Below are 20,851 nucleotides of genomic sequence, written 5' to 3'. Positions count from 1 at the left end.
AATAATTCATGAATTCAGCAGCGGCCTCCTCCGGTCTGACACTCACTAATCCGGAGGACATGACGCCGATGGATGGGCCCGCCTATGGCAACAGGCTCATCACCGACCTGCTCGACAGGGCGGTCGAACGTTTCCCCGAGCGTATCGCCATCGACTTCATGGGCCGCTGCTGGACCTATTCTGACATCGGCGATCTGGTCGCGCGCGCCGCACGCGGCCTGCAGGATGCGGGGTTGAAACCGGGTGACCGGTTCGGCCTGTGCCTGCCCAATTGCCCCTATTTCGTGGTGCTGTATTTCGCCGCGCTGCGGGCAGGCGCGATCGTCGTGAATTTCAACCCGCTTTATACCGAAAGCGAGCTGGAGCATCAGATCAGGGATTCGGGCACGCGTTTCATGGCGGTGCCCGATCTGGCGATGATCCACGACAAGGTGGAACATGTCGCCGCCTCTGCCGGTCTGGAACGGATCGTGCTGTGCCCGATGCGCGACATGCTGCCGTTCCTGCAGGGGATCGGTTTCGCTCTGGTCAAGCGGCGGGACCATGCGACCATCCGGGACGAAAGCCTGCACATCCGGCTGAAAGCATTGCTGGCCAATCGCGCCGCGCCCGATCCGGTAAACAGCAAGCCCGACGATGTGGCGGTGCTGCAATATACCGGCGGCACCACCGGCGTGCCCAAGGGCGCGATGCTGACCCATGGCAATCTGACGGCGAACAGCGGCCAGATGGTGGCGCATGTCAGCGCCGCGTGGCCCGACGAAGCGGGCTGGCAGGCAAAGCAGGAACGCACGCTGGGCGTGTTGCCCATGTTCCATGTGTTCGCGCTGACCACCGTGCTCAATTTTTCCATCGATACCGGCGCCGAAATGGTGCTGCTGCCGCGGTTCGAAATGGATCAGGTGCTGGCGACGATCAGGCGCAAGCCCCCGACCCAGTTCTTTGGCGTGCCCACGATCTATGTCGCGATGAACGCCCTGCCCGACAGCAAGATACCCGATCTGTCGATGGTGAAATCCTGCGTCTCGGGCGGCGCGCCGCTGCCGCTGGAAGTGCGCGAATCGTTTGAACAGCGCACCGGCGCCAGCGTGGTGGAGGGGTATGGCCTTTCCGAAACCTCGCCCATCATCACCTGCAATCCGCTGCGCGGGCTGGTCAAGGACAACAGCTGCGGCCCGGCCTTTCCCGGCACGGTGATCGAGATTCGCGATCCCGAAAACCCCGGCAATCTGATGCCGCAGGGCGAGCGGGGCGAGATCTGCGCACGCGGCCCGCAAGTGATGAAGGGCTATTGGCAGCGCCCCGACGCGACCGAAGCGGTCTTTACCGACGGCGCGATCCGCACCGGCGACATCGGCTATCTGGACGAGGACGGCTATCTGTTCATCGTCGACCGGATCAAGGATGTCATCTTCTGCGGCGGCTATAACGTCTATCCGCGCATCATCGAGGATGCGGCCTATCACCACCCCGCCATTAAAGAGGCGGTCGCCATCGGCATTCCCGACCCATATCGCGGCCAGTCGCCCAAGCTGTTCGTCGCACTGGCCGAGGGCGAAAGCCTGAGCGAGGACGAGTTGCGCGCCTTTCTGGCCGAACGGCTGAGCAAGATCGAAATGCCGCGCGAATTCGAATTCCGCGAAAGCCTGCCCAAAACGCTGATCGGCAAGCTGTCCAAGAAAGAGCTGGTCGAGGAAGAACGGAAAAAGCTCGCCTGATGGGCTGTCATTTGTCAATCTATCCGATCAGGACGCCGCAAACGGGATCGCGGCGCCGGATAGGCAGCTTGGGACGGACGCAAGAGTGGCGATGAACGGAACGGGCACGCAGCCCGTAGTACATGAGGACAGCGATGCCCCGCCCGGCGAAGGCCGCAATGGGGGCGACGGGGTTGGCGATAATGCGCTGCTGGGTATTCAGGATGTCGCCCGCAAGCTGGGCGTTACCCTGCGGGCCCTGCGCTTTTACGAGAAAGAGGGGCTGATCAAGCCCGAGCGCGTGGGCACCACCCGCGTCTATACCAAGCGCGAGATCGGGCGCATGCAGCTGATCCTGCGCGGCAAGAGGCTGGGCTTTTCGATCCGCGAGATCGGCGAGTTTCTTGATCTTTACGACGCCGATCCCGAACATCAGGAACAGATGGAACGGCTGATCGAAAAGGTGCGCGAGCGTCTGGCCGAATTGCGCGAACAGCGCGTGGCTCTGGAACTGACGATCGAGGAACTGACCAGCATCGAACGCGAAGCGGCAGCCCGGCTGAAGCGCTAGCGCGGCATAATGCGCGCGGCCCCCTTGTTCCGCGCGCGCATCGCCTCTATCGGTTTCAGCCGTAGCGGATCGGGGGACATCGACTAGCCGCGCAGCGAAATACGAGGTCTATGTCCACGCGCCATCCCCGTGGCCCTTCCCGTCAGAGGGGCCGTTTTCTGGAAAAATTCACCGATCGCTTCGGCGAACGCAGCGTCAGCGTGGCGCTGGCCATCGCGATCGAGGTGCTGCTGATCCTTGCCGTGCTGACGATGGGATCGAACGCCATCGGGGTGAAGGACGGGCAGGAAAACCTGACCAGCATCGATTTCTCTGCCAGCCCCCCGCCGCCGCCGGCCGAACCGGAGCCCGAGCCCGAACCGGCCCCGCCAGAGCCCGAGCCGGTGCCCGAAGTGCAGCCCGAACCCGAGGTCCAGCCCGAACCGGAGCCCGAGCCCGAGCCCGAACCCGAAATAGTGCCCGAGGAAACGCCCCTGCCCCCGCCGGTCGTGAAAACCCCGAACAAGACCGCCCCGCCCCCGCGCGCGAAACCGGCCCCGCCGCCGCCCAAGCCGGCCCCGCCGATACCCGCGCCAACGACAACCGTTTACGGCCCCATGGCCCCGTCCTCGCGCTCGTCCGTGCCCGACAGCCAGCGCGTGGGCACCGCGCCCGATGGCGAACCGCTCTATGCGGCGCAATGGTATCGCCGCCCGCGCGATGACGAGCTTGGCGGCTATCTCTCCACCGCCAGCGGCCCCGGTTGGGGCATGATCGCCTGCAAGACCGCGCCCGGTTACCGCGTGGAGGATTGCGTCGCGCTGGAGGAATGGCCGCTGGGATCGAACATCAACCGCGCCATACTGGCCGCCGCATGGCAGTTTCAGGTGCGGCCGCCGCGTCTGGGCGGCCAATATCTGGTGGGCGAATGGGTGCGGATCAGGATCGATTACAACACGCGCCATAGCGGCCCGCAATAGCGCCGCCCGCCACCGGCAAACGGTGCGGCGGTCAGAACACCAGATCGCCGCGCTGGTCCACCCGCAGCGAGGTATAGGGGATCTGCGCGTAATCCAGCGCCGACCATGCCGCCTTGCCGAACTTGCCGTTCGACCCGCCGAACAGCAATTCGCCCACGTTCAGCCCGACGCCCACGAACGCATGGCGCTTGGGGATCAGCCCCGCCTCGCGGTCCTCGGGTTCGAAATCCGAACCGAAATAGCCGACCTGCAAATCCAGATAACGCAGCGGCGTATCGTGCAATTCCTTGAACCCCGAACCTTTCAGCGCGAAGAAGAACCGCTGCTGCTCGAACCTCTTGGGCCCGCTATAGGTCCAGACTTCCTCGTTCGGCATGATCTCGATCTTGAAGGCGAGTTTTTCCTTCACCCCCGGCACGGTGTTGCGGATGACCGAAAACCCTGCGCCCAGACCGTTCATCAGAATATCGTTCCACGACCAGCCGCTATCCGGCTCGATCGCGTCGGAAATCTCGTTATAGGCCACGAAACCGAAGGCCAAAGTCGCCGCCGTGACGGCATCGCCCTCTGACGCATTGGCCTTGCGGTGCAGGCGGTTGTGCAGGATTTCGGCAGCGAGATAGGTGTTCCACGCATGGGCGAACTTGTCGACGCCGACATATTCGGTGTCCTTGCCGAACCAGCCCTCGTCCTTGAAATGGAACCCCTCGGTCTCTCCGAACAGCTTGGTGCCCGCGCGGATCGTGAAATAGCCGAACATCAGCAGCGCTTCGGTCTTGATCGCGCCGACCTGCGATCCGAATGTCGGATGGGTCGCATATTCGCGCGGCACGTGATCGGCCCAGCGGGTCGGCTGTACCAAGGGCGTCACGGCCGCGACTTGCGGCACGTTGCCCGTCGGCTGCGGCGGCAGCGGTCCTGCGACCGGCGCCTCGCCGTTTGCATCATCACCGGCAAATTCATCGGTGCCAAAATCTTCCGGCTGGGTCAGGCGCTGCCCGCCGCGTTGATGCGCGGCGATTTCCAGCAACTCCCACCGCTCCGCCACTTCGGGCGCCAGCCAGCGTGCACCGCCCTGGCGCGGGGCGATATCGGGGTCGGCATCGGCATAGTCGGCCGACCAGTCGGGAAAATCGCCGTCCAGATCGGCCAGCTCGCCCGCCTGTGCGCCGCACGCCCCTGCCAGACTGCCTGCCAGCGACGATACCGCCAGCGCCAGCGCGCCAGCCGCGCCCCCGCGACCGCCTTTGGATCGCAGCGCCGCAAAAGATAGCATTACCCTCATCAGGCGTGGGCATTTAGTCTTTAAACCGTAACATTTCCACCCGCCGCCCAACGAAAAGGCCAAATAAAAAGGCCGGCGGAATGCGCTCCGCCGGCCTTTGACCGTTCAACAGGATTACCGGCCTGTTATTGGCAGGCGAGGCATTCCTCGTAATCGGTTTCGCCCGAATTCAGCTCGTATTTGGCTGCGTCCAGCGTGTTGTCCGCCTCTACGCCGCCTGCGAAACCGGCGCGCTGCACCGACTTGGACCGCAGGTAATAGAGCGACTTGATGCCCATTTCCCATGCGCGGAAGTGCAGCATCAGCAGGTCCCACTTGTCGACATCGGCGGGGATGAAGAGGTTAAGGCTCTGCGCCTGGTCGATGAAGGGCGTGCGGTCGGCCGCAAATTCGAGCAGCCAGCGCTGGTCGATTTCGAAGCTGGTCTTGAACACGGCCTTTTCTTCGGGCGTCAGGAAGTCGAGGTGCTGCACCGAACCGCCGCGTTCGAGGATCGAGTTCCACACATTGGTCGAATCCTTCGACTTCTCCGCCAGCATCTTCTGCAGATGCGGGTTCTTGACGACGAACGATCCCGACAAAGTCTTGTGGGTATAGATGTTCGCGGGGATTGGCTCGATACAGGCGCTGGTGCCGCCGCAGATGATGCTGATCGACGCGGTCGGCGCGATCGCCATCTTGCAGCTGAAACGCTCCATCGCGCCCATGTCCTCGGCGTCGGGGCACGGACCGCGCTCCTTGGCCAGCATCATCGACGCCTCGTTCGCCTTGGCGTTGATATGCTTGAACATCTTCAGGTTCATGGCCTTGGCCATGGCGCTTTCGAAACCGATGTTCTTCGACTGCAGGAACGAATGGAAACCCATCACGCCCATGCCGACCGAACGCTCGCGCGCGGCGGAATATTTGGCGCGCGCCATCTCGTCCGGCGCGCGGTCGATATAGTCCTGCAGCACATTGTCGAGGAAACGCAGCACGTCCTCGATGAACAGCTTGTCGCCGTTCCACTCGTCCCATGTCTCAAGGTTCAGGGAGGACAGGCAGCACACCGCCGTGCGGTCGTTGCCAAGGTGATCCTTGCCCGTGGGCAGGGTGATTTCCGAACACAGGTTCGACGTCGAAACCTTCAGCCCCAGATCGCGGTGATGCTTGGGCATCATGCGGTTCACCGTGTCCGAAAACACGAAATAGGGCTCACCGGTGCGCAGGCGCACCTCGACCAGTTTCTGGAACAGGGCGCGGGCATTCACCGTCGAACGGACCGAACCGTCCTTGGGGCTCTTGAGGTCGAAATCGGCCCCGTCGCGCACCGCTTCCATGAATTCATCGGTCAGCAGCACGCCGTGGTGCAGGTTCAGCGCCTTGCGGTTGAAGTCGCCCGTGGTGGTCCGGATTTCGAGGAATTCCTCGATCTCGGGGTGGTGCACGTCGATATAGCAGGCGGCCGAACCGCGGCGCAGCGACCCCTGCGAGATCGCGAGCGTCAGGCTGTCCATCACCCGCACAAAGGGGATGATCCCGCTGGTCTTGCCGTTCAGGCCCACCGGTTCGCCGATGCCGCGCACATTGCCCCAGTATGTGCCGATGCCGCCGCCCCGCGATGCGAGCCAGACGTTTTCGTTCCATGTGCCGACGATGCCTTCTAGGCTGTCGTCGACGCTGTTCAGATAGCACGAGATCGGCAGGCCGCGTCCGGTGCCGCCATTCGACAGCACGGGCGTCGCGGGCATGAACCACAGCTTCGAGATATAGTCGTACAGGCGCTGCGCATGGTCCTGATCGTCGGCATAGGCATCGGCCACGCGCGCGAACAGGTCCTGATAGCTTTCGCCGGGAAGCAGATAGCGGTCTTCCAGCGTTTCCTTGCCGAATTCGGTCAGCTTGGCATCGCGGCTGGCATCGGTAACGATGGTAAAGCGGCGTTCCGCCACATCCTTCGACGTCAGCACCTTCTTTTCCGCCGGAGCATCCGTCAGCGCCTTGGCCAGCACCTCGCCCGCCTTTTCAAGCGCGCCGTCGGTTGCCCCGCCGGCTACGGGTGCCGTCTCTACATCGCTGCTGCTCACCTGAACCTCACCGTCATGGCCTGTGTCACCGTTCCTGAAATCCATAGTCGCCGCCCCGTCCTTCAAAATCTCGCATGTGGCGGGGCGCATTTCGGGCCCGGTTGTCATGCAGACCGGATCGTCGAAAATAGCCCCTGCGGCCGATGCAAACCCGTTGCCGCGCCGCCCTGACCTGCCATTCGCCCCTTGTCGGGGGTTTCCGGCGGCAATTTACACTGCACAAGGTCTAGCGGTTCGCTTCATCAGCCGACCGCTAGGGATAGTGCCTCAACCGCTTGGCCAAGCAAGCGCAAGTTTTCCACCGCCTTGCCGCATGACCGGCAAGTGACAGCGCGACCCCTTGGCGCAAGAGCGATGCAAGACCCCAGACATCGTGAAAAAAACTTTTCCACCACTTCGTTGCAGGGTTTCGCCAGCACGCGATATGAGGTCTGACCCGTGGAATTTCCATGAAAGGCCACCGCGAAACAGGCGGGCCGAAACACGAATCAGGCGAAAGGCGAAATACCCATGCTCAATATCATCGGCGCGCTTGTCAGCGGGCTTGTCGTGGGGGCGCTGGCGCGCTGGTTCTATCCCGGCGACGTCGACATGGGATGGATCGAAACGATCCTGCTGGGCATTGGCGGCGCATTGGTCGCAGGGCTGCTGACCAGCCGCGGCCGCCGCGATTTCAGCCGTCCGGGCTGCCTCGCATCGATACTGGGTGCGATGGCGCTGATCCTGATCGGGCGGCTGGTGCTTTAGGGCACCAACAATGTGTCGCGCGCCTCGGGCAGGGTTTCGGGGTAATCCAGCGTATAGTGCAGCCCGCGGCTTTCATGGCGTTTCAGCGCGGAATCCACGATCAGCCCCGCGCACTGGTGCAGATTGCGCAATTCGATCAGATCGGTCGAAACGCGGAACGAACCGTAATAATCCTCGATCTCGCGCTCCAGCAAAGCGATGCGGTGCGATGCGCGTTCCAGCCTTTTGGTGGTGCGCACGATCCCGACATAGTTCCACATGAAGCGGCGGATCTCGGTCCAGTTCTGCTTGATGACGACTTCTTCGTCCGCTTCGGACACCCGGCTGGCGTCCCAGTCGCGGATCGGGGGCGGGCTGTCCAGATCGTCCCAGCAGGCCAATATGTCGCGCGCCGCCGCATCGCCGAACACGAAACATTCCAGCAGCGAATTGGACGCCAGCCGGTTCGCGCCGTGCAGGCCGCTTTCGGTGCATTCGCCCGCCGCCCACAGGCCCGGCAGATCGGTGCGCGCATCCAGCCCGATCAGCACGCCGCCGCAAGTGTAATGCTGCGCGGGCACGACGGGGATCGGTTCCCGTGTCATGTCGATACCAAGGCCCAGCAGCTTTTCGTGGATCGTGGGAAAATGGGTCGCCACGAATTCGGGTGCCTCGTGGCTGATATCCAGATGCACATAGTCGAGGCCGAAGCGCTTGATCTCGCTGTCGATGGCGCGGGCGACCACGTCGCGCGGGGCCAGTTCCATGCGTTCGGGATCGTAAAAGCTCATGAACCGCTTGCCGGTGCGCGGATTGATCAGCCGCCCGCCCTCGCCCCGCACAGCCTCGGTAATCAGGAAATTCTTGACGTCGAGATTATAGAGGCAGGTCGGATGGAACTGCATCATTTCCATGTTCGACACGCGCGCGCCCGCGCGCCATGCCATGGCGATGCCGTCGCCCGTCGCGCCGCGCGGCGCCGTGCTGAACTGATAGACGCGGCCCGCGCCGCCCGCCGCAAGAATCGTGGCGCGCGCGACATGGGTTTCCACCTCGCCCGTGTCCTGATCCATCGCATAGACGCCCCAGACCCGGCCCGATCCCGAATATTTCTCCTCGTGCCGGCCGGTGATCAGATCGATGCACGCGCGGCCGGGCAGCAGGGTGATATTGGGGTTCTCCTCCGCCGCCTTCAGCAGCGCGGCCTGCACCGCCCAGCCGGTGGCGTCGTTCACATGGACGATCCGGCGATGCGAATGGCCACCCTCGCGGGTCAGGTGCAAATCGCCCTCTTCCCGGTTGAACGGCACGCCCATCGCGATCAGCCTTTCGATCGATTCGGGTGCGCGTTCGATCACGAATTCCACCGTCTCGCGCCGGTTCAGCCCTGCGCCCGCGATCATCGTATCGCGGATGTGGTCGTCGAACGTATCGCCCGCGTCCAGCACGGCCGCGATGCCGCCCTGCGCCCATGCGGTCGATCCCGATTGCAGCGTCCCCTTGGCCAGCACCAGCACGCGCAGCCGTTCGGCCAGCACCAGCGCCGCCGACAGCCCCGCCGCGCCCGATCCGATAATGATGACGTCGTGATCGCGCGATCCGGTTCCGGTATTGGGCGTCATGGCTGGTCAGGAATCCTCGATTGTCGTGACGGTCCTTAACGCCGCCGGTATGCCGCACCGCCTTGCCACCGCGCGGGGGCGGCAGGCAAGTGTTTCGCAAATCCGCCGGATTGCCGATCGCGTCATGACATTTAACGCCGGAACTGGACTCGCTTTCCGCATCTGCTAACCCCACATCGCAAACGCACCGCTTCCGATGCGATGGTCGGGGGCCGCGTGCCGCATTTCATCCGGCCCGTTCGCGGCCAACGCACAAGAGGATGCACCATGACCGACGTCTATCTCGTCTCTGCCGCGCGCACCGCGGTCGGCACTTTCGGCGGATCGCTCAGCAATGAAAAGCCGGGCGAGCTGTGTTCGCAGACCATCAAGGCCGCGCTGGAACGCGGCGGCGTTTCGCCCGAGCTGGTCGAACATACCGTCATCGGTTCGGTCATCCCGTGCGAGCCGCGCGATGCCTATGTCGCGCGCATCGCGGCGGTAGAGGCGGGCGTGCCGCATGCCGCCCCCGCGCTGACGCTCAACCGCCTGTGCGGTTCGGGCATGCAGGCGATCGTGTCGGCGGCGCAGCACATCATGCTGGGCGACCACCAGATCTGCATCGGCGGCGGCGCCGAGATCATGAGCCGCGCACCCTATTTCGTGCCCGGCATCCGGTTCGGGCTGAAGATGGGCGACGGCCAGTTGCAGGACGGCATGCTGGGCGCGCTGCACGATCCGTTCCACCGCTATCACATGGGCATCACGGCCGAAAACGTGGCCGAGAAATACGAGATCACGCGCGAGCAGCAGGACGAATTCGCCGCCGAAAGCCAGCGCCGCGCCATGGCCGCGATCGAGGCGGGCTATTTCAAGGACCAGATCGTTCCGGTCGAAGTCAAGGTAAAGCGCAAGACGGTCGAGTTCGATACCGACGAGCATGTGAAGGCAGGCACCACGGCGGAAACGCTGGCCGGCCTGCGCCCCGCGTTCAAAAAGGACGGCGGCACGGTGACGGCGGGCAATGCTTCGGGCATCAATGACGGCGCGGCGGCGACCATCCTTGCCAGCGAGGCCGCGGTCAAGGAACACGGGCTGAAGCCGCTGGCGCGCCTTGTTTCCTATGGCCATGCGGGCGTCGATCCGGCCTATATGGGCATCGGTCCCGTTCCGGCATCGCAGATCGCGCTGAAAAAGGCGGGCATTCCCAAGGATGTGCTGGACGTGATCGAATCGAACGAAGCCTTCGCCGCGCAGGCCTGCGCCGTGTCGAAGCAGCTCGACCTCGACCCGGCCAAGGTGAACCCCAACGGTTCGGGCATCTCGCTGGGCCACCCCATCGGCGCGACGGGCGCGATCCTTGTCACCAAGCTGGCCTACGAACTGCAGCGCACGGGCGGCAAATACGGCCTTGCCACCATGTGCATCGGCGGCGGCCAGGGCATCGCAACCGTATGGGAAGCGGTGTGATTTTGGGCTGGTTTCGCGGTTGAAAACATGAGGGGGGCGGCTTCGAAAGGGGCCGCCCTTTTTTCGCTACGCGCCGTTCCCATCCTTCAGATAAATGAGCACCGCGTCCGCCGGAAGCTTTAGCGTCACATTTCCACGTACAGCAGCGCCTTTGGTGTCTCGCTGGCCGGACCAGTCGTTCTGCTGGCAGAACTGCCAAGGATCTACGTCGAGCCCCTTGTCGGCCCAGGCGCATCTGGTAACGCCACCATCCTCGTCTATCTGCATTTTCAACTCCACCGTGCGGATCGGCTGAAAATCGAGTTTCAGCGTCTGGATCGACGACACTGGATTGCCGTCTGCGTCCAGCGCAGCGTAGAAATGGCTTCCGGTCACGAAATAGCCGCATATATTGCTATCGAGCGAAGCGATCCGGCTGCTCTGCTCGACATGACAAGCTCGCACACGCCCGTCCTCGTTGATATCGAGCCGAACACGTGCTGACGTAGCAGTCTGGATTACGCCGACCCCGTTCTGAAACGCAATCCGTCGCGCGACTACCTCGGGATCGCGAAACATCACGGCATCGCGCGGATAGGTGTCGAGCACGGCAGGATCGATCCGATAATCGGTATCGTCGACCATTCGATCCAATGCTTTCTCCATCCTGTCCGCTTCGGAAGGGGAAGAATTGTCAGCGGATGTGGGCATCCCGCTCGCCAGCAAGCTGACAACGCCCCCGATCAGGACCAGTATGATAATAAACTTGTGCTGCGACCTCATGCCAATATCTTGCCGAGCAGGCGGCAAAGCACAAGGCCTCCACAGCTATGGCTGGGCGACTTACAACAACCCCTCCACCGCCCCGCGCAATTCCGCAGGCTTTGTCGTCGGGGCGAAGCGTTCCACCACCCGCCCTTCGCGGTCGATCAGGAATTTCGTAAAATTCCACTTGATCGCCCTGGTCCCCATCAGGCCCGGTGCCTGATCCTTCAGCCATTTATACAGCGGCGATGCGCCATCGCCGTTCACCTCGACCTTGGCGAACAGGGGGAAGGTCACGTCATAGTTCAGCCTGCAAAAGCTGGCGATTTCCTCGGCATTGCCGGGTTCCTGCTTGCCGAACTGGTTGCAGGGAAAGCCCAGCACGACCAGCCCGCGATCCTGCAAATCGCGATACATCGCCTCCAGCCCTTCATATTGCGGGGTAAAGCCGCACTGGCTGGCCGTATTGACGATCAGCAGCACCTTGCCGCGATAATCGGACAGCGCCGCCTCGCTGCCGTCGGGCCGGATCGCGGAGAAATCATAGATGTCGGTCATGGCGCTCTCCCTTGCTGCATCTGCCAGCATTCCCGATCCGCGCCGCGCTGTCCACGGGAACCGCAGCCCCCCGCCGCTGCGTTACATACATGTACGCCCCCGCAACCGGAAGACCGACATGAACGCGCCCGTCACCCGTCAGACCGCCCGCCTCTATCGCATGGTGATGCCCGGCCATATCTGCCCCTATGGGCTGAAGTCCAAGGATCTGCTGGAACGCAAGGGCTATCGCGTAGAGGATCACCATCTGACCACGCGCGATCAGACCGATGCGTTCAAGGCGCGGCACGATGTGAAAACCACGCCGCAAACCTTCATCGGGGACGACAGGATCGGCGGCTATGACGATCTGCGCCGCTTTTTCGGCAAAAGCGTGCCCTCTGACAAGGACACCAGCTATTGGCCGGTGCTGATGATCTTTGGCATGGGGCTTGCGATGGCCTGCGCCGCCGCGCTTGTCGCGTTCGGCACATTGCTGACCGCGCATACGCTGCGCTGGTTCGTCGCCTTCACCATGTGCCTGCTGGCGCTGCAAAAGCTGAAGGATGTGGAGAGCTTCTCCACCATGTTCCTGAATTACGACCTGCTGGCGCGGCGTTTCGTGCCCTATGCCAAAATATACCCGTGGGCCGAGGGGCTGGCGGGCGTTCTGATGATCGCCGGTATCATGACATGGCTGTCGGCCCCGCTGGCGCTGTTCATCGGCACGATCGGCGCGGCCAGCGTGGCCAAGGCAGTCTATATCGACAGGCGCGAGCTGAAATGCGCCTGCGTCGGCGGCAATTCCAATGTGCCGCTGGGCTTCGTCTCGCTGACCGAAAACCTTGCGATGATGGGCATGGGGCTTTGGATGGGGGGTCGGGCGTTGTTCGGGTAACCGGCAATATCAGGCGATCGAGTAGATAGAGCGCGCAACATAGCGCCATTCGCCTTCTTCACGACGAAAGGCCAAGGTGGCGTATGATGCACAAAGCGGGCCGCAATTCATGGCTTCATTGACGAGAGCAATGTCTCCGCTCACCTCGGGATAGCCAAGGTGAACTCTCGTTTGGCAATCGGCTCCCTCAAGATCGCGGGGATCGTACAGATCAACCGCAAGTCCTTCTGCCAGCCTGTCAGGGATGCGGACACGGACAGGCACCGTCGACTTGGGCTGCGAATAGATTTTGTAGGAAGCACTTTGCAGTTCCCGCCCCAGTTTCTCGGGCAGTTCCTTCAGCGCAGGCCGTTCGTTCGAGCCTGTATCGGGACCCCACCATCCCGATCCATCCTGCAATATGCGCTCGATCTCTGCCGGGCCGAGTTCCGGTTCAAGTTCCTTAAGCGTATCCCGAAATAGGTTAGCCTCTTCGGCATCGATCAAATTGCCAACACAAACGGGACGGCCATAGCCGGTCTCGCCACCAATCTCGGCCAAGGCGGCACGAATGATCTGGCTATTGTCTGGCTGGGACCGGACCGAGCGATAGGCAGCGGGATCGCCGCAGGACGCCAGTGCAAAGCTGGCCAACAGCACTGTAGAGGCGAAGCGCCCGCTCAGCTGATGAAATCCGCCGCCTTGTCTTCCATCAGCTCATAGGCTTTTTCATACCATTCGCTGCCGGGATAGTTCGCGCCCAGCACGGCGGCGGCCTTTTTCGCTTCTTCGGGAAGGCCGATGGCCAGATAGCTTTCGGTCAGGCGATAGAGCGCTTCGGGTGCGTGGCTGGTGGTCTGGTATTCGTCGGCCACTTCCTGAAAGCGCATGGTCGATGCCAGCCATTTGCCGTTCTTTTGATAGAACCGGCCGACCGCCATCTCCTTGCCCGCCAGATGGTCGTTCACCAGATCGAGCTTCAGCTGGGAATCGGCGGCATAACCGCTGCCGGGATAGCGGCGGATCACTTCGGTCAGCGCGGTTTTCGCCTGCATGGTGATCGCCTGATCGCGCTGCACGTCGCTGATCTGCTCGTAATAGCAGAGCGCGATCAGATATTGCGCATAGGGCGCGTCCTTGTTGCCCGGATGGATCGACAGGAAACGCTGCGACGCGCGGATCGACGATGTGTAATCGCGCGCCACGTAATAGGAAAACGCGCTCATCAACTGGGCGCGGCGGGCCCATTCGGAATAGGGGTGCTGGCGCTCCACCTCGTCGAACAGGGCGGCGGCCTGCTTGACCTGTCCGCGGTCCAGCCGTTCCTTGGCCGCGAAATACAGCGTTTCGACATCGCGCGCGACATAGGCGGTATCGGGCGTATTCGCCCCGCCCCCGCTGCCGCCGCATGCCGCGACCATCAGCACCGGTGCGGCCAGCAGCGCGGCGCGCACAGCCATCCGGCCGGAATGAAGGGCGGAACGGCGGACGGCGGGTGCGCGAAATTGGGCAGTCATGCCGTGGCCTATAGCCCTGCCGCAGATGAACGCCAAGTGAAGTTGGCGCATCCATCCACGGGGTTGGCCACCGGGTTGGCCACGGGGTTGGCGCCGCCGCGCAAGCCGGTGCCGCCACACGCGACGAAAAGCGCGTTAACCGCGCCGGTAATCCCCCCGATATCTTTGCCTTTCCCGCCGCGCGTGCGAAGATGGCGTCATGGTCCTGATGAAGAACCTCTTTCCGGCATCGCTGAACGGGTCCGCGCAGAACATCACCGGCGGCTCCTCTGCGCCCGAATTCCGGCGGGTCTATGCGATCGGCGATATTCACGGGCGGCTCGACCTGTTCCGCAGGCTGATCGCCGATGTCGCGATCGACAACCGGCTGCGCGATCCCATGATTACCGGCATCGTGCTGCTGGGCGATGTGATCGACCGCGGGCCGCAATCGGCACAATTGCTGCGCGCCTGCCGCGAACTGACCCGCATGACCGACCGTTTCGTCATGCTGAAAGGCAATCACGAGGCGATGATGGTCACTGCCCTGCGGCACGACCTGCGCGCGATGGGCCCGTGGCTGCGCTATGGCGGGCGCGAGACGTTGCACAGCTTTGGCATGACCGATGCCGAGATCGACGATCCGGAACCCTTCGACCTTGCCGCCGACGCGCGCAGCCGCATTGGCGAGGATCTGCTGGATTGGGTCGATTCGCTGCCGGTTACGCTGCGCGCGATGGATTATCTGTTCGTCCACGCCGGAATCCGCCCCGGCATCCCCTTGAAAGAACAGGAAGAAGACGATCTCCTCTGGATACGTGACGAATTCCTCAATTGGGATGAGGACTTTGGCGGGCTAGTCGTGGTACACGGACACACCGTGTTCGAAGGCAAGCCCGGCATCACCGATCACCGCATCGGCATCGATACCGGCGCCTATTACACGGGACAGCTTACCGCCGTGGGGCTGGAAAGGGGCGAAGGGTGGATCTTTTCCACCAGCGACCCCGAACAGCCGCGGGGGCAGGCCGATGATTACGATCCCGTCGCGGAACTGGCGCAGGCAAACCAGGGCTGAACCGGCGACCGGCGGGCGCGTTGCAGCGGATCGGGATGGGGGCATCCCACCTGCTGCCGGCGCGTATGACCCGTTCTTCTACCGGCCTGAGGGGGCAGCGTTGGAGATGATGCGATGGAGCTAGGTCCGATAAGGCCGCGCCGCCTTGCCGCTTTCGGTGAGGATGCGCTGGACGCCGATCTCGCCTCGATCCTGATGGATCAGGACGGGCCGCAATCGCCCGTGGCGTGGCTGCACGACTGGTGGCACCGGCCCGATGTCGAACGCATCTGGCAACCTCCGCCCAACTGGCGCGACGATCTGAAATATTACGCGGTGGCGCTGGTCGTGCTGCAACTGGTGCTGGCGGTATCGCTGATCCTGCGCGACGGATCGCTGTCGGACGATTTCGGCACGCTTGCCAGCATGGCCGGGATTTAGGGGCCAGCATGGCTGGAATCTAGCGGCCAGCATGGACGAGATCTAACCTTCCCCCACCCGCGCGATCAGCGCATCCAGCGCCGCGCGGCCCGCGCGCAATTCGGGCAGGATCTGGCGCAATTCGTGATTGGTGATCCGCCGCCCGCCCTCGCTATGCGCGGCCTGCATTTCGACGATCCCGTGCAAAGCCTCGACAATGGCAAGCGTGGGATTGCCCGCAGCTCCCTTGCCGCCACCATGCCCCGTCGCCAGACAACGCACCCCCGCCAGCGCCAGCAGGGGATCGATCGCGCCGGGGCCGAATTGCTGCTCGATCCGGATCAGCACGGCAGGGTCCAGCGAAGTCGCCTCTATCCGCGCATTGCGAATCGTGCCCGCCGAACAGTCCAGCCGCTGCGCCATCTGCCGGTCGGACAGCCCCTCTGCCTTGCGAATCGCCGCAATGATGCGCCCTACCGCATGGCGGTACCTTTCGGTCGTGACCAGAGTATCGTTCGGTTTGGCCATGGAATATTTCGCCTTTGACGAATCTTGCCACGTGCAAGATGATGATCGTTCCATCCCCGCTTTGTCCAAGACCTTGCTTGCATGGTTAGTCTATCCGCAGAAACCATGAATTTCAGCCGCCGTAATTTCATCGCATCCGCATCCACCCTGCTGGCGACCTCCGCCACGGTTGCACGCGCCGCACCGGCACCGCTGGTCTCGCAGCCGGTGGTACAGCCCGTCGGGCCCGAACCGGTCGCCCTCGATCTGGTGCGCGGCAGCGGCGTGCGGCCCGATCTGTTCATGTCCGCGATGGAGGCGCTGGACCGCCATGGCGCGCGCGTTAGACGCGACCGCATCGGCATCGTCGATTTCTCGGCCCATTCCTCCCTGCCGCGCTTTCACCTTGTCGATCTGGACAAGGGTGAAACGCAATCGCTCCTCGTCTCGCACGGTAGCGGGTCCGACCCGGGCTATAGCGGCTGGCTGCAACGCTTTTCCAACCGTCCGGGATCGAACGCCACATCCGAAGGCGCCTATGCGACCGCGAATTACTACACCGGCAAGCACGGGCATTCGCAGCGGCTGATCGGGCTGGACCCGACCAACGACAATGCGATGAACCGCGCCATCGTGATCCACAGCGCATGGTATGCCGAACCCGAAATTGTCGAACGCAGCGGCAAGCTGGGCCGCAGCCAGGGCTGCTTCGCCTTTTCGCGCCGCGGACTGGATCAGGTCTTCGCGCATCTGGGCGAAGGGCGGCTGATCTATGCGCGCAAGATGGGCGGCCTGGCGTCTGGCTGATAGGCTGGGGCTGGGCCACGGCAAAGCCGCGGCCCAGACGTCGAACGGCACGCTTCGGGCTTAGGCCCGCGCGGCCGCCGGCCGGATTGATTGCCTCTTGCTTACAAGGCGACGCATTGTGTGCTGGACAATCAATTTATTTTCCTATTCCCCGTTTCTTTTTCATCCCGTTGCGCCCTTCTTGCCGGAGCGCAACGATGACCATCGACAAATCCCGCCCTTCCCTTCCTGTGTCTGTAACCGGACAGCCGCGCGGCACCTTGCCCGAATTCACGCCCGTCCCGCGCCACTACAACCGGCACGACGGCTGGACGCCCGACCGCCAGCGGCGTTTTATCGAGGCCTTGGCCGACACCGGCAGCGTCAAGCGCGCCGCCCATGCGGTCAATATGACGCCCGAGGGAGCCTATCTGTTGCGCCGCCACGCACAGGCAGGCGAATTCCGCGCCGCATGGGAAGCCGCGCTGGCCTTGGGCGTCCAGCGTCTGGAAGATGTCGCCATGGAGCGCGCCATCCACGGCGTGGAAGTTCCCGTCTATCATTTCGGCCAGATCGTCGGCACGCGGCGCGTCTATAATGACCGGCTGCTGATGTTCCTGCTGCGCAACCGCGCGCCCGAACGTTTCGCGGCGGATGGCGCGAAAGGGCTGTCGGCGGTGGACCGCGCGCGGCTGGCGCGTTTGAAGCGCGAATGGCGCGCAGAATGGGAAGCCGAACGCGCTGCGGCACAGGGGCCGAGCGAGCAGGAGGTGATCGAGAGTATCAATCGCAAGCTGGATGCGATGCGGGAGCGGATGAAGCGTGAGGATGCCGAAACTGGGCGAGCGGACGAGGCAGATGAAAAATGACCCGTCAATGCGTCATTCCCGCCCTTTTCGTCGTTCCCGCCCCTTTTCGTCATTCCCGCCCCATTTCGTCATTCCCGCGAAGGCGGGAATCCGCTAGCAACGCCGCAATGCAGCGCAACGCCCAGCCCACTGTCTACATCATGGCATCCGCGCGCAACGGCACGCTCTACATCGGTGTTACCTCCGATCTCCTCCAACGCATCGCCCAGCACCGCGACGGCAGCTTTGGCGGCTTCACTGCCCGCTATGGTGTCCACCACCTCGTCTGGTTCGAACAGCATGCCACGATGGAACCGGCCATCACGCGCGAAAAGCAGCTGAAAAAATGGAACCGCGCATGGAAAATCCGCCTGATCGAGGAAGACAATCCGGAATGGCGCGATCTGGCGACGGATTTCGGGTTCGCGGCGTTGCGCTGACTGGATCCCCGCCTTCGCGGGGATGACGAGGGTGGGTTTGCATCGAGGGGAATTGGCACCATTGCCCGCTCCACCTTCGTCAGTCCACTCACCTGCGTCATTCCCGCGAAGGCGGGAATGGGGTGGTAGGCAGTCAGGGTGTCACTTACCCCGCAAAACGCGCTGACGCGATTTAAGAGTGCTGGCGATGGCTGCTATCCCAAAGAGCGTATAGCCACCGACAAGGACACCCATATCGAACTCTTCAGACTCGCTTAGGGCAAACGAGAGCGCCAATGCCCCTGAGATGATGATCGCGAGAGAATAGCGCCAGCGAGCATTGTTGAAGTTATAGAAATCCTCAACGATTTCTCCCGTGCGATTTTCCATTCCCCAAGCGGCGTGGCCGATCACATGTTCCCACGACCAATCCATCAAGAGCAATACGCCAAGATTGGATATACCGATAGCCATTGGTGACGACGGCGGGGCGGAAGTCAGCATCGGGAAGGCTATCAGCGAAAGGCTCAATGCCAGCAAAGCCCATCTCATTTCCAATTAGTGCCCTTGATCCAAAATTTCCGCAATCGGTCATTACCGGAAAGTCCGCTTTTCGTCACCAAACCGCCAAGGCTGCCCTCACACTCTTCTTGTTCCGTCATCCCCGCGCAGGCGGGGATCCAGAGCGATCCTACGCTGCGGACCGCTGGCCCCCCGCCTGCGCGGGGGTGACGAAGGGGCGCGGGGTGACGAAGGGGCGCGGGGTGATGGATGGGCACGGGGTGATGAATGGGCGCGCGAATGGCTTTACGTTTTCGGAGTGGCAATGACTGCCAACTCCAGCCACGGCAAAGCCGCGGCTGTCACGTCGAACGGCTCGCGGCGGGCTTTTGGCCCGCGCGGCCGCCGGCCGGAGTTACCGGCTCTCACTTCCAGCGCTGCGCGCTAGGCGCGGGCCGTCACTCTTCCCCCATCCGCAGCGCGGCAATAAACGCCTCCTGCGGGATCGACACATTGCCGTATTCCCGCATCCGCGCCTTGCCCTTTTTCTGCTTCTCCAGCAGCTTCTTCTTACGCGTGATGTCGCCGCCATAGCACTTAGCCGTCACGTCCTTGCGCAGCGCCGCAATGGTCTCGCGCGCGATGACCTTTCCGCCGATGGCCGCCTGGATCGGGATCTTGAACAGGTGACGCGGGATCAGGTCTTTCAGACGCTCGCACATGCCGCGTCCGCGTGCTTCCGCCACGCTGCGGTGGACGATCAGCGACAGCGCATCGACCGGCTCGTTGTTCACAAGGATGTTCATCTTGACCAGATCGCCCTCGCGCAGGCCGATCTGTTCATAGTCGAAGCTGGCATAGCCGCGGCTGATGCTCTTGAGCCTGTCGTAGAAGTCGAACACCACTTCGTTCAGCGGCAGTTCGTAGGTCACCTGCGCGCGGCCGCCGACATAGGTGAGGTCTTTCTGGATGCCGCGACGGTCCTGACACAGCTTGAGGATCGGGCCCAGATATTCGTCGGGCGTATAGATCACTGCCTTGATCCACGGCTCCTCGATACTCTCGATCCGGTTCACATCGGGATAATCGGCGGGATTGTGCAGATAAAGCTCGCGCGCCTCGTCGGTGCGCGATGCCGATAGCTGCAGGCGATAGACCACCGACGGCGCCGTGGTGATGAGGTCGAGGTCATATTCGCGGCTCAGCCGTTCCTGAATGATCTCAAGATGCAACAGGCCAAGGAAACCGCAGCGGAAACCGAAGCCCAGCGCCGCGCTCGATTCCATTTCGAACGAGAAGCTGGCGTCGTTGAGGCGCAGCTTGCCGATGCTTTCGCGCAGTTTCTCGAAATCCGCGGCGTCGACGGGGAACAGCCCGCAGAACACCACCGGCTGCACTTCCTTGTACCCCGGCAGCGCCTGCGTCGCGCCGTTCTTCACCGTGGTAATCGTGTCGCCGACCTTGGCCTGCTCCACTTCCTTGATCTGCGCGGTGATGAACCCGATTTCGCCGGGGCCGAGTTCGGGCAATTGCTCGATCTTGGGCCGCATGCAGCCTACGCGGTCGACCAGATGGGTCGTGCCGCCCTGCATGAACCTGATCTGGTCGCCCTTTTTCATGACGCCATCCATCACGCGGACCAGAATGACGACGCCGAGATAGGGATCGTACCATGAATCGACCAGCAGCGCCTTCAGCGGCTTGGTCCGGTCGCCGCCGGGCGCGGGGATGCGCTTGACGACGGCTTCCAGCACTTCCTCGATCCCGATGCCGGACTTGGCGCTGGTCAGCACCGCGTCCTGCGCATCGATGCCGATAATGTCCTCGATCTCGGCCTTCACCTTCTCGGGCTCGGCAGCGGGAAGGTCTATCTTGTTGATAACGGGCACGATTTCATGGTCATGCTCGATCGACTGATAGACATTGGCCAGCGTCTGCGCTTCCACGCCCTGCGCCGCGTCCACCACCAGCAGCGCACCCTCGCACGCGGCAAGGCTGCGGCTGACTTCATAGGCGAAATCGACGTGGCCGGGCGTGTCCATCAGGTTCAGCTGATAGGTAACGCCGTCCTGCGCCGTATAGTTCAGGCGAACGGTCTGCGCCTTGATGGTAATGCCGCGCTCGCGCTCAATGTCCATGTTATCAAGGACTTGCTCGCTCATCTCACGGTCAGTCAGCCCGCCGGTGACCTGGATCAGCCGGTCGGCCAGGGTCGATTTGCCATGGTCGATATGGGCGATAATGCTGAAGTTGCGAATGGTGGAGAGGTCAGTGCTCATGGCAG

General features: G+C 62.9%; 21 protein-coding genes. 11 read left to right on the top strand and 10 right to left on the bottom strand.

The features are described from left to right. Positions 1–59: 59 nt before the first annotated feature. The 3 genes from LOZ74_RS03925 (at position 60) to LOZ74_RS18245 (ending at position 3,227) form a co-directional block, all read left to right on the top strand. Entirely contained in the window at positions 60–1,718 is a 1,659-nt protein-coding gene (locus tag LOZ74_RS03925; protein ID WP_230293807.1) for a long-chain fatty acid--CoA ligase, read from the top strand. Between the two features lie 187 nt (positions 1,719–1,905). Beyond that, positions 1,906–2,268 (top strand): MerR family DNA-binding transcriptional regulator, encoded by a 363-nt coding sequence (locus LOZ74_RS03920; RefSeq protein ID WP_230293806.1) that lies wholly within the window; start codon positions 1,906–1,908, stop codon positions 2,266–2,268. 110 nt (positions 2,269–2,378) lie between these two features. Next, positions 2,379–3,227, top strand: a complete 849-nt coding sequence (locus LOZ74_RS18245) for a hypothetical protein (RefSeq protein WP_304505966.1) — start codon at positions 2,379–2,381, stop codon at positions 3,225–3,227. A 31-nt stretch (positions 3,228–3,258) separates the two neighbouring features. Here the strand turns inward: LOZ74_RS18245 and LOZ74_RS03910 are convergent, their stop codons facing one another. Continuing rightward, positions 3,259–4,503, bottom strand: coding sequence for a DUF2279 domain-containing protein (locus LOZ74_RS03910; RefSeq protein WP_230292987.1), 1,245 nt, complete (start codon positions 4,501–4,503; stop codon positions 3,259–3,261). Positions 4,504–4,637: 134 nt separating this feature from the next. Next, positions 4,638–6,623, bottom strand: coding sequence for a ribonucleoside-diphosphate reductase subunit alpha (locus LOZ74_RS03905; RefSeq protein ID WP_230292986.1), 1,986 nt, complete (start codon positions 6,621–6,623; stop codon positions 4,638–4,640). Between the two features lie 465 nt (positions 6,624–7,088). Between LOZ74_RS03905 and LOZ74_RS03900 the strand changes: the two genes are divergently transcribed. Next, a complete protein-coding gene (locus LOZ74_RS03900) occupies positions 7,089–7,325 on the top strand; it encodes a GlsB/YeaQ/YmgE family stress response membrane protein (RefSeq protein ID WP_230281748.1) in 237 nt (78 codons plus the stop codon). Here the strand turns inward: LOZ74_RS03900 and nadB are convergent. After that, positions 7,322–8,926 carry an L-aspartate oxidase gene (gene nadB, locus LOZ74_RS03895; RefSeq protein WP_230292985.1) on the bottom strand — a complete coding sequence of 535 codons (1,605 nt, stop codon included), beginning with the start codon at positions 8,924–8,926 and terminating at the stop codon, positions 7,322–7,324. The two genes, LOZ74_RS03900 and nadB, sit on opposite strands and share 4 nt — an antisense overlap. 267 nt (positions 8,927–9,193) lie before the next feature. On the opposite strand from nadB, the gene LOZ74_RS03890 reads away from it, so the two are divergent. Then, positions 9,194–10,375, top strand: coding sequence for an acetyl-CoA C-acyltransferase family protein (locus tag LOZ74_RS03890; protein ID WP_230292984.1), 1,182 nt, complete (start codon positions 9,194–9,196; stop codon positions 10,373–10,375). A gap of 66 nt (positions 10,376–10,441) precedes the next feature. Here the strand turns inward: LOZ74_RS03890 and LOZ74_RS03885 are convergent, their stop codons facing one another. Together LOZ74_RS03885 and LOZ74_RS03880 are read right to left on the bottom strand one after the other, a co-directional pair. Further along, positions 10,442–10,999, bottom strand: a complete 558-nt coding sequence (locus LOZ74_RS03885; protein ID WP_230292983.1) for an energy transducer TonB — start codon at positions 10,997–10,999, stop codon at positions 10,442–10,444. 198 nt (positions 11,000–11,197) lie between these two features. Continuing rightward, complete coding sequence (locus LOZ74_RS03880; RefSeq protein ID WP_230292982.1) at positions 11,198–11,677, bottom strand: glutathione peroxidase; 480 nt, start codon at positions 11,675–11,677, stop codon at positions 11,198–11,200. A 118-nt stretch (positions 11,678–11,795) separates the two neighbouring features. Here LOZ74_RS03880 and LOZ74_RS03875 point away from each other — a divergent pair, with 118 nt between their 5' ends. Then, on the top strand, positions 11,796–12,554 hold the full coding sequence (locus LOZ74_RS03875) for a glutaredoxin family protein (protein ID WP_230292981.1): 759 nt from the start codon (positions 11,796–11,798) through the stop codon (positions 12,552–12,554). 9 nt (positions 12,555–12,563) lie between these two features. On the opposite strand, the gene LOZ74_RS03870 is transcribed toward LOZ74_RS03875, so the two are convergent. Both LOZ74_RS03870 and LOZ74_RS03865 read right to left on the bottom strand, forming a co-directional pair. Further along, the gene (locus LOZ74_RS03870; protein WP_230292980.1) at positions 12,564–13,187 is read right to left on the bottom strand and encodes a hypothetical protein; all 624 of its coding nucleotides are present in this window, start codon (positions 13,185–13,187) and stop codon (positions 12,564–12,566) included. A gap of 26 nt (positions 13,188–13,213) precedes the next feature. Continuing rightward, complete coding sequence (locus LOZ74_RS03865) at positions 13,214–14,050, bottom strand: outer membrane protein assembly factor BamD (RefSeq protein ID WP_370638870.1); 837 nt, start codon at positions 14,048–14,050, stop codon at positions 13,214–13,216. Between the two features lie 208 nt (positions 14,051–14,258). Between LOZ74_RS03865 and LOZ74_RS03860 the strand changes: the two genes are divergently transcribed. Then, complete coding sequence (locus tag LOZ74_RS03860; protein WP_230292979.1) at positions 14,259–15,107, top strand: metallophosphoesterase family protein; 849 nt, start codon at positions 14,259–14,261, stop codon at positions 15,105–15,107. 114 nt (positions 15,108–15,221) lie between these two features. Then, on the top strand, positions 15,222–15,527 hold the full coding sequence (locus LOZ74_RS03855) for a hypothetical protein (protein ID WP_230292978.1): 306 nt from the start codon (positions 15,222–15,224) through the stop codon (positions 15,525–15,527). 42 nt (positions 15,528–15,569) lie between these two features. On the opposite strand, the gene LOZ74_RS03850 is transcribed toward LOZ74_RS03855, so the two are convergent. Continuing rightward, on the bottom strand, positions 15,570–16,034 hold the full coding sequence (locus tag LOZ74_RS03850; RefSeq protein ID WP_230292977.1) for a helix-turn-helix transcriptional regulator: 465 nt from the start codon (positions 16,032–16,034) through the stop codon (positions 15,570–15,572). Between the two features lie 105 nt (positions 16,035–16,139). Here LOZ74_RS03850 and LOZ74_RS03845 point away from each other — a divergent pair, with 105 nt between their 5' ends. From LOZ74_RS03845 to LOZ74_RS03835, 3 genes are all read left to right on the top strand, one after another. Further along, the gene (locus LOZ74_RS03845; protein ID WP_230292976.1) at positions 16,140–16,820 is read left to right on the top strand and encodes a murein L,D-transpeptidase catalytic domain family protein; all 681 of its coding nucleotides are present in this window, start codon (positions 16,140–16,142) and stop codon (positions 16,818–16,820) included. A 197-nt stretch (positions 16,821–17,017) separates the two neighbouring features. Beyond that, on the top strand, positions 17,018–17,668 hold the full coding sequence (locus LOZ74_RS03840; protein WP_230292975.1) for a hypothetical protein: 651 nt from the start codon (positions 17,018–17,020) through the stop codon (positions 17,666–17,668). Between the two features lie 107 nt (positions 17,669–17,775). Continuing rightward, entirely contained in the window at positions 17,776–18,087 is a 312-nt protein-coding gene (locus LOZ74_RS03835) for a GIY-YIG nuclease family protein (RefSeq protein WP_230292974.1), read from the top strand. Between the two features lie 141 nt (positions 18,088–18,228). On the opposite strand, the gene LOZ74_RS03830 is transcribed toward LOZ74_RS03835, so the two are convergent. Next, complete coding sequence (locus LOZ74_RS03830; RefSeq protein ID WP_230292973.1) at positions 18,229–18,618, bottom strand: hypothetical protein; 390 nt, start codon at positions 18,616–18,618, stop codon at positions 18,229–18,231. A gap of 407 nt (positions 18,619–19,025) precedes the next feature. Next, the gene (gene lepA, locus LOZ74_RS03825) at positions 19,026–20,846 is read right to left on the bottom strand and encodes a translation elongation factor 4 (RefSeq protein ID WP_230292972.1); all 1,821 of its coding nucleotides are present in this window, start codon (positions 20,844–20,846) and stop codon (positions 19,026–19,028) included. Between the last annotated feature and the right edge of the window lie 5 nt (positions 20,847–20,851).

Source organism: Croceicoccus sp. Ery5 (assembly GCF_020985325.1).
In the GTDB taxonomy this organism is placed as follows: domain Bacteria; phylum Pseudomonadota; class Alphaproteobacteria; order Sphingomonadales; family Sphingomonadaceae; genus Croceicoccus.
Note: the sequence above shows the minus strand (reverse complement) of the source record. Positions and strands in the feature narration are given on the sequence as shown.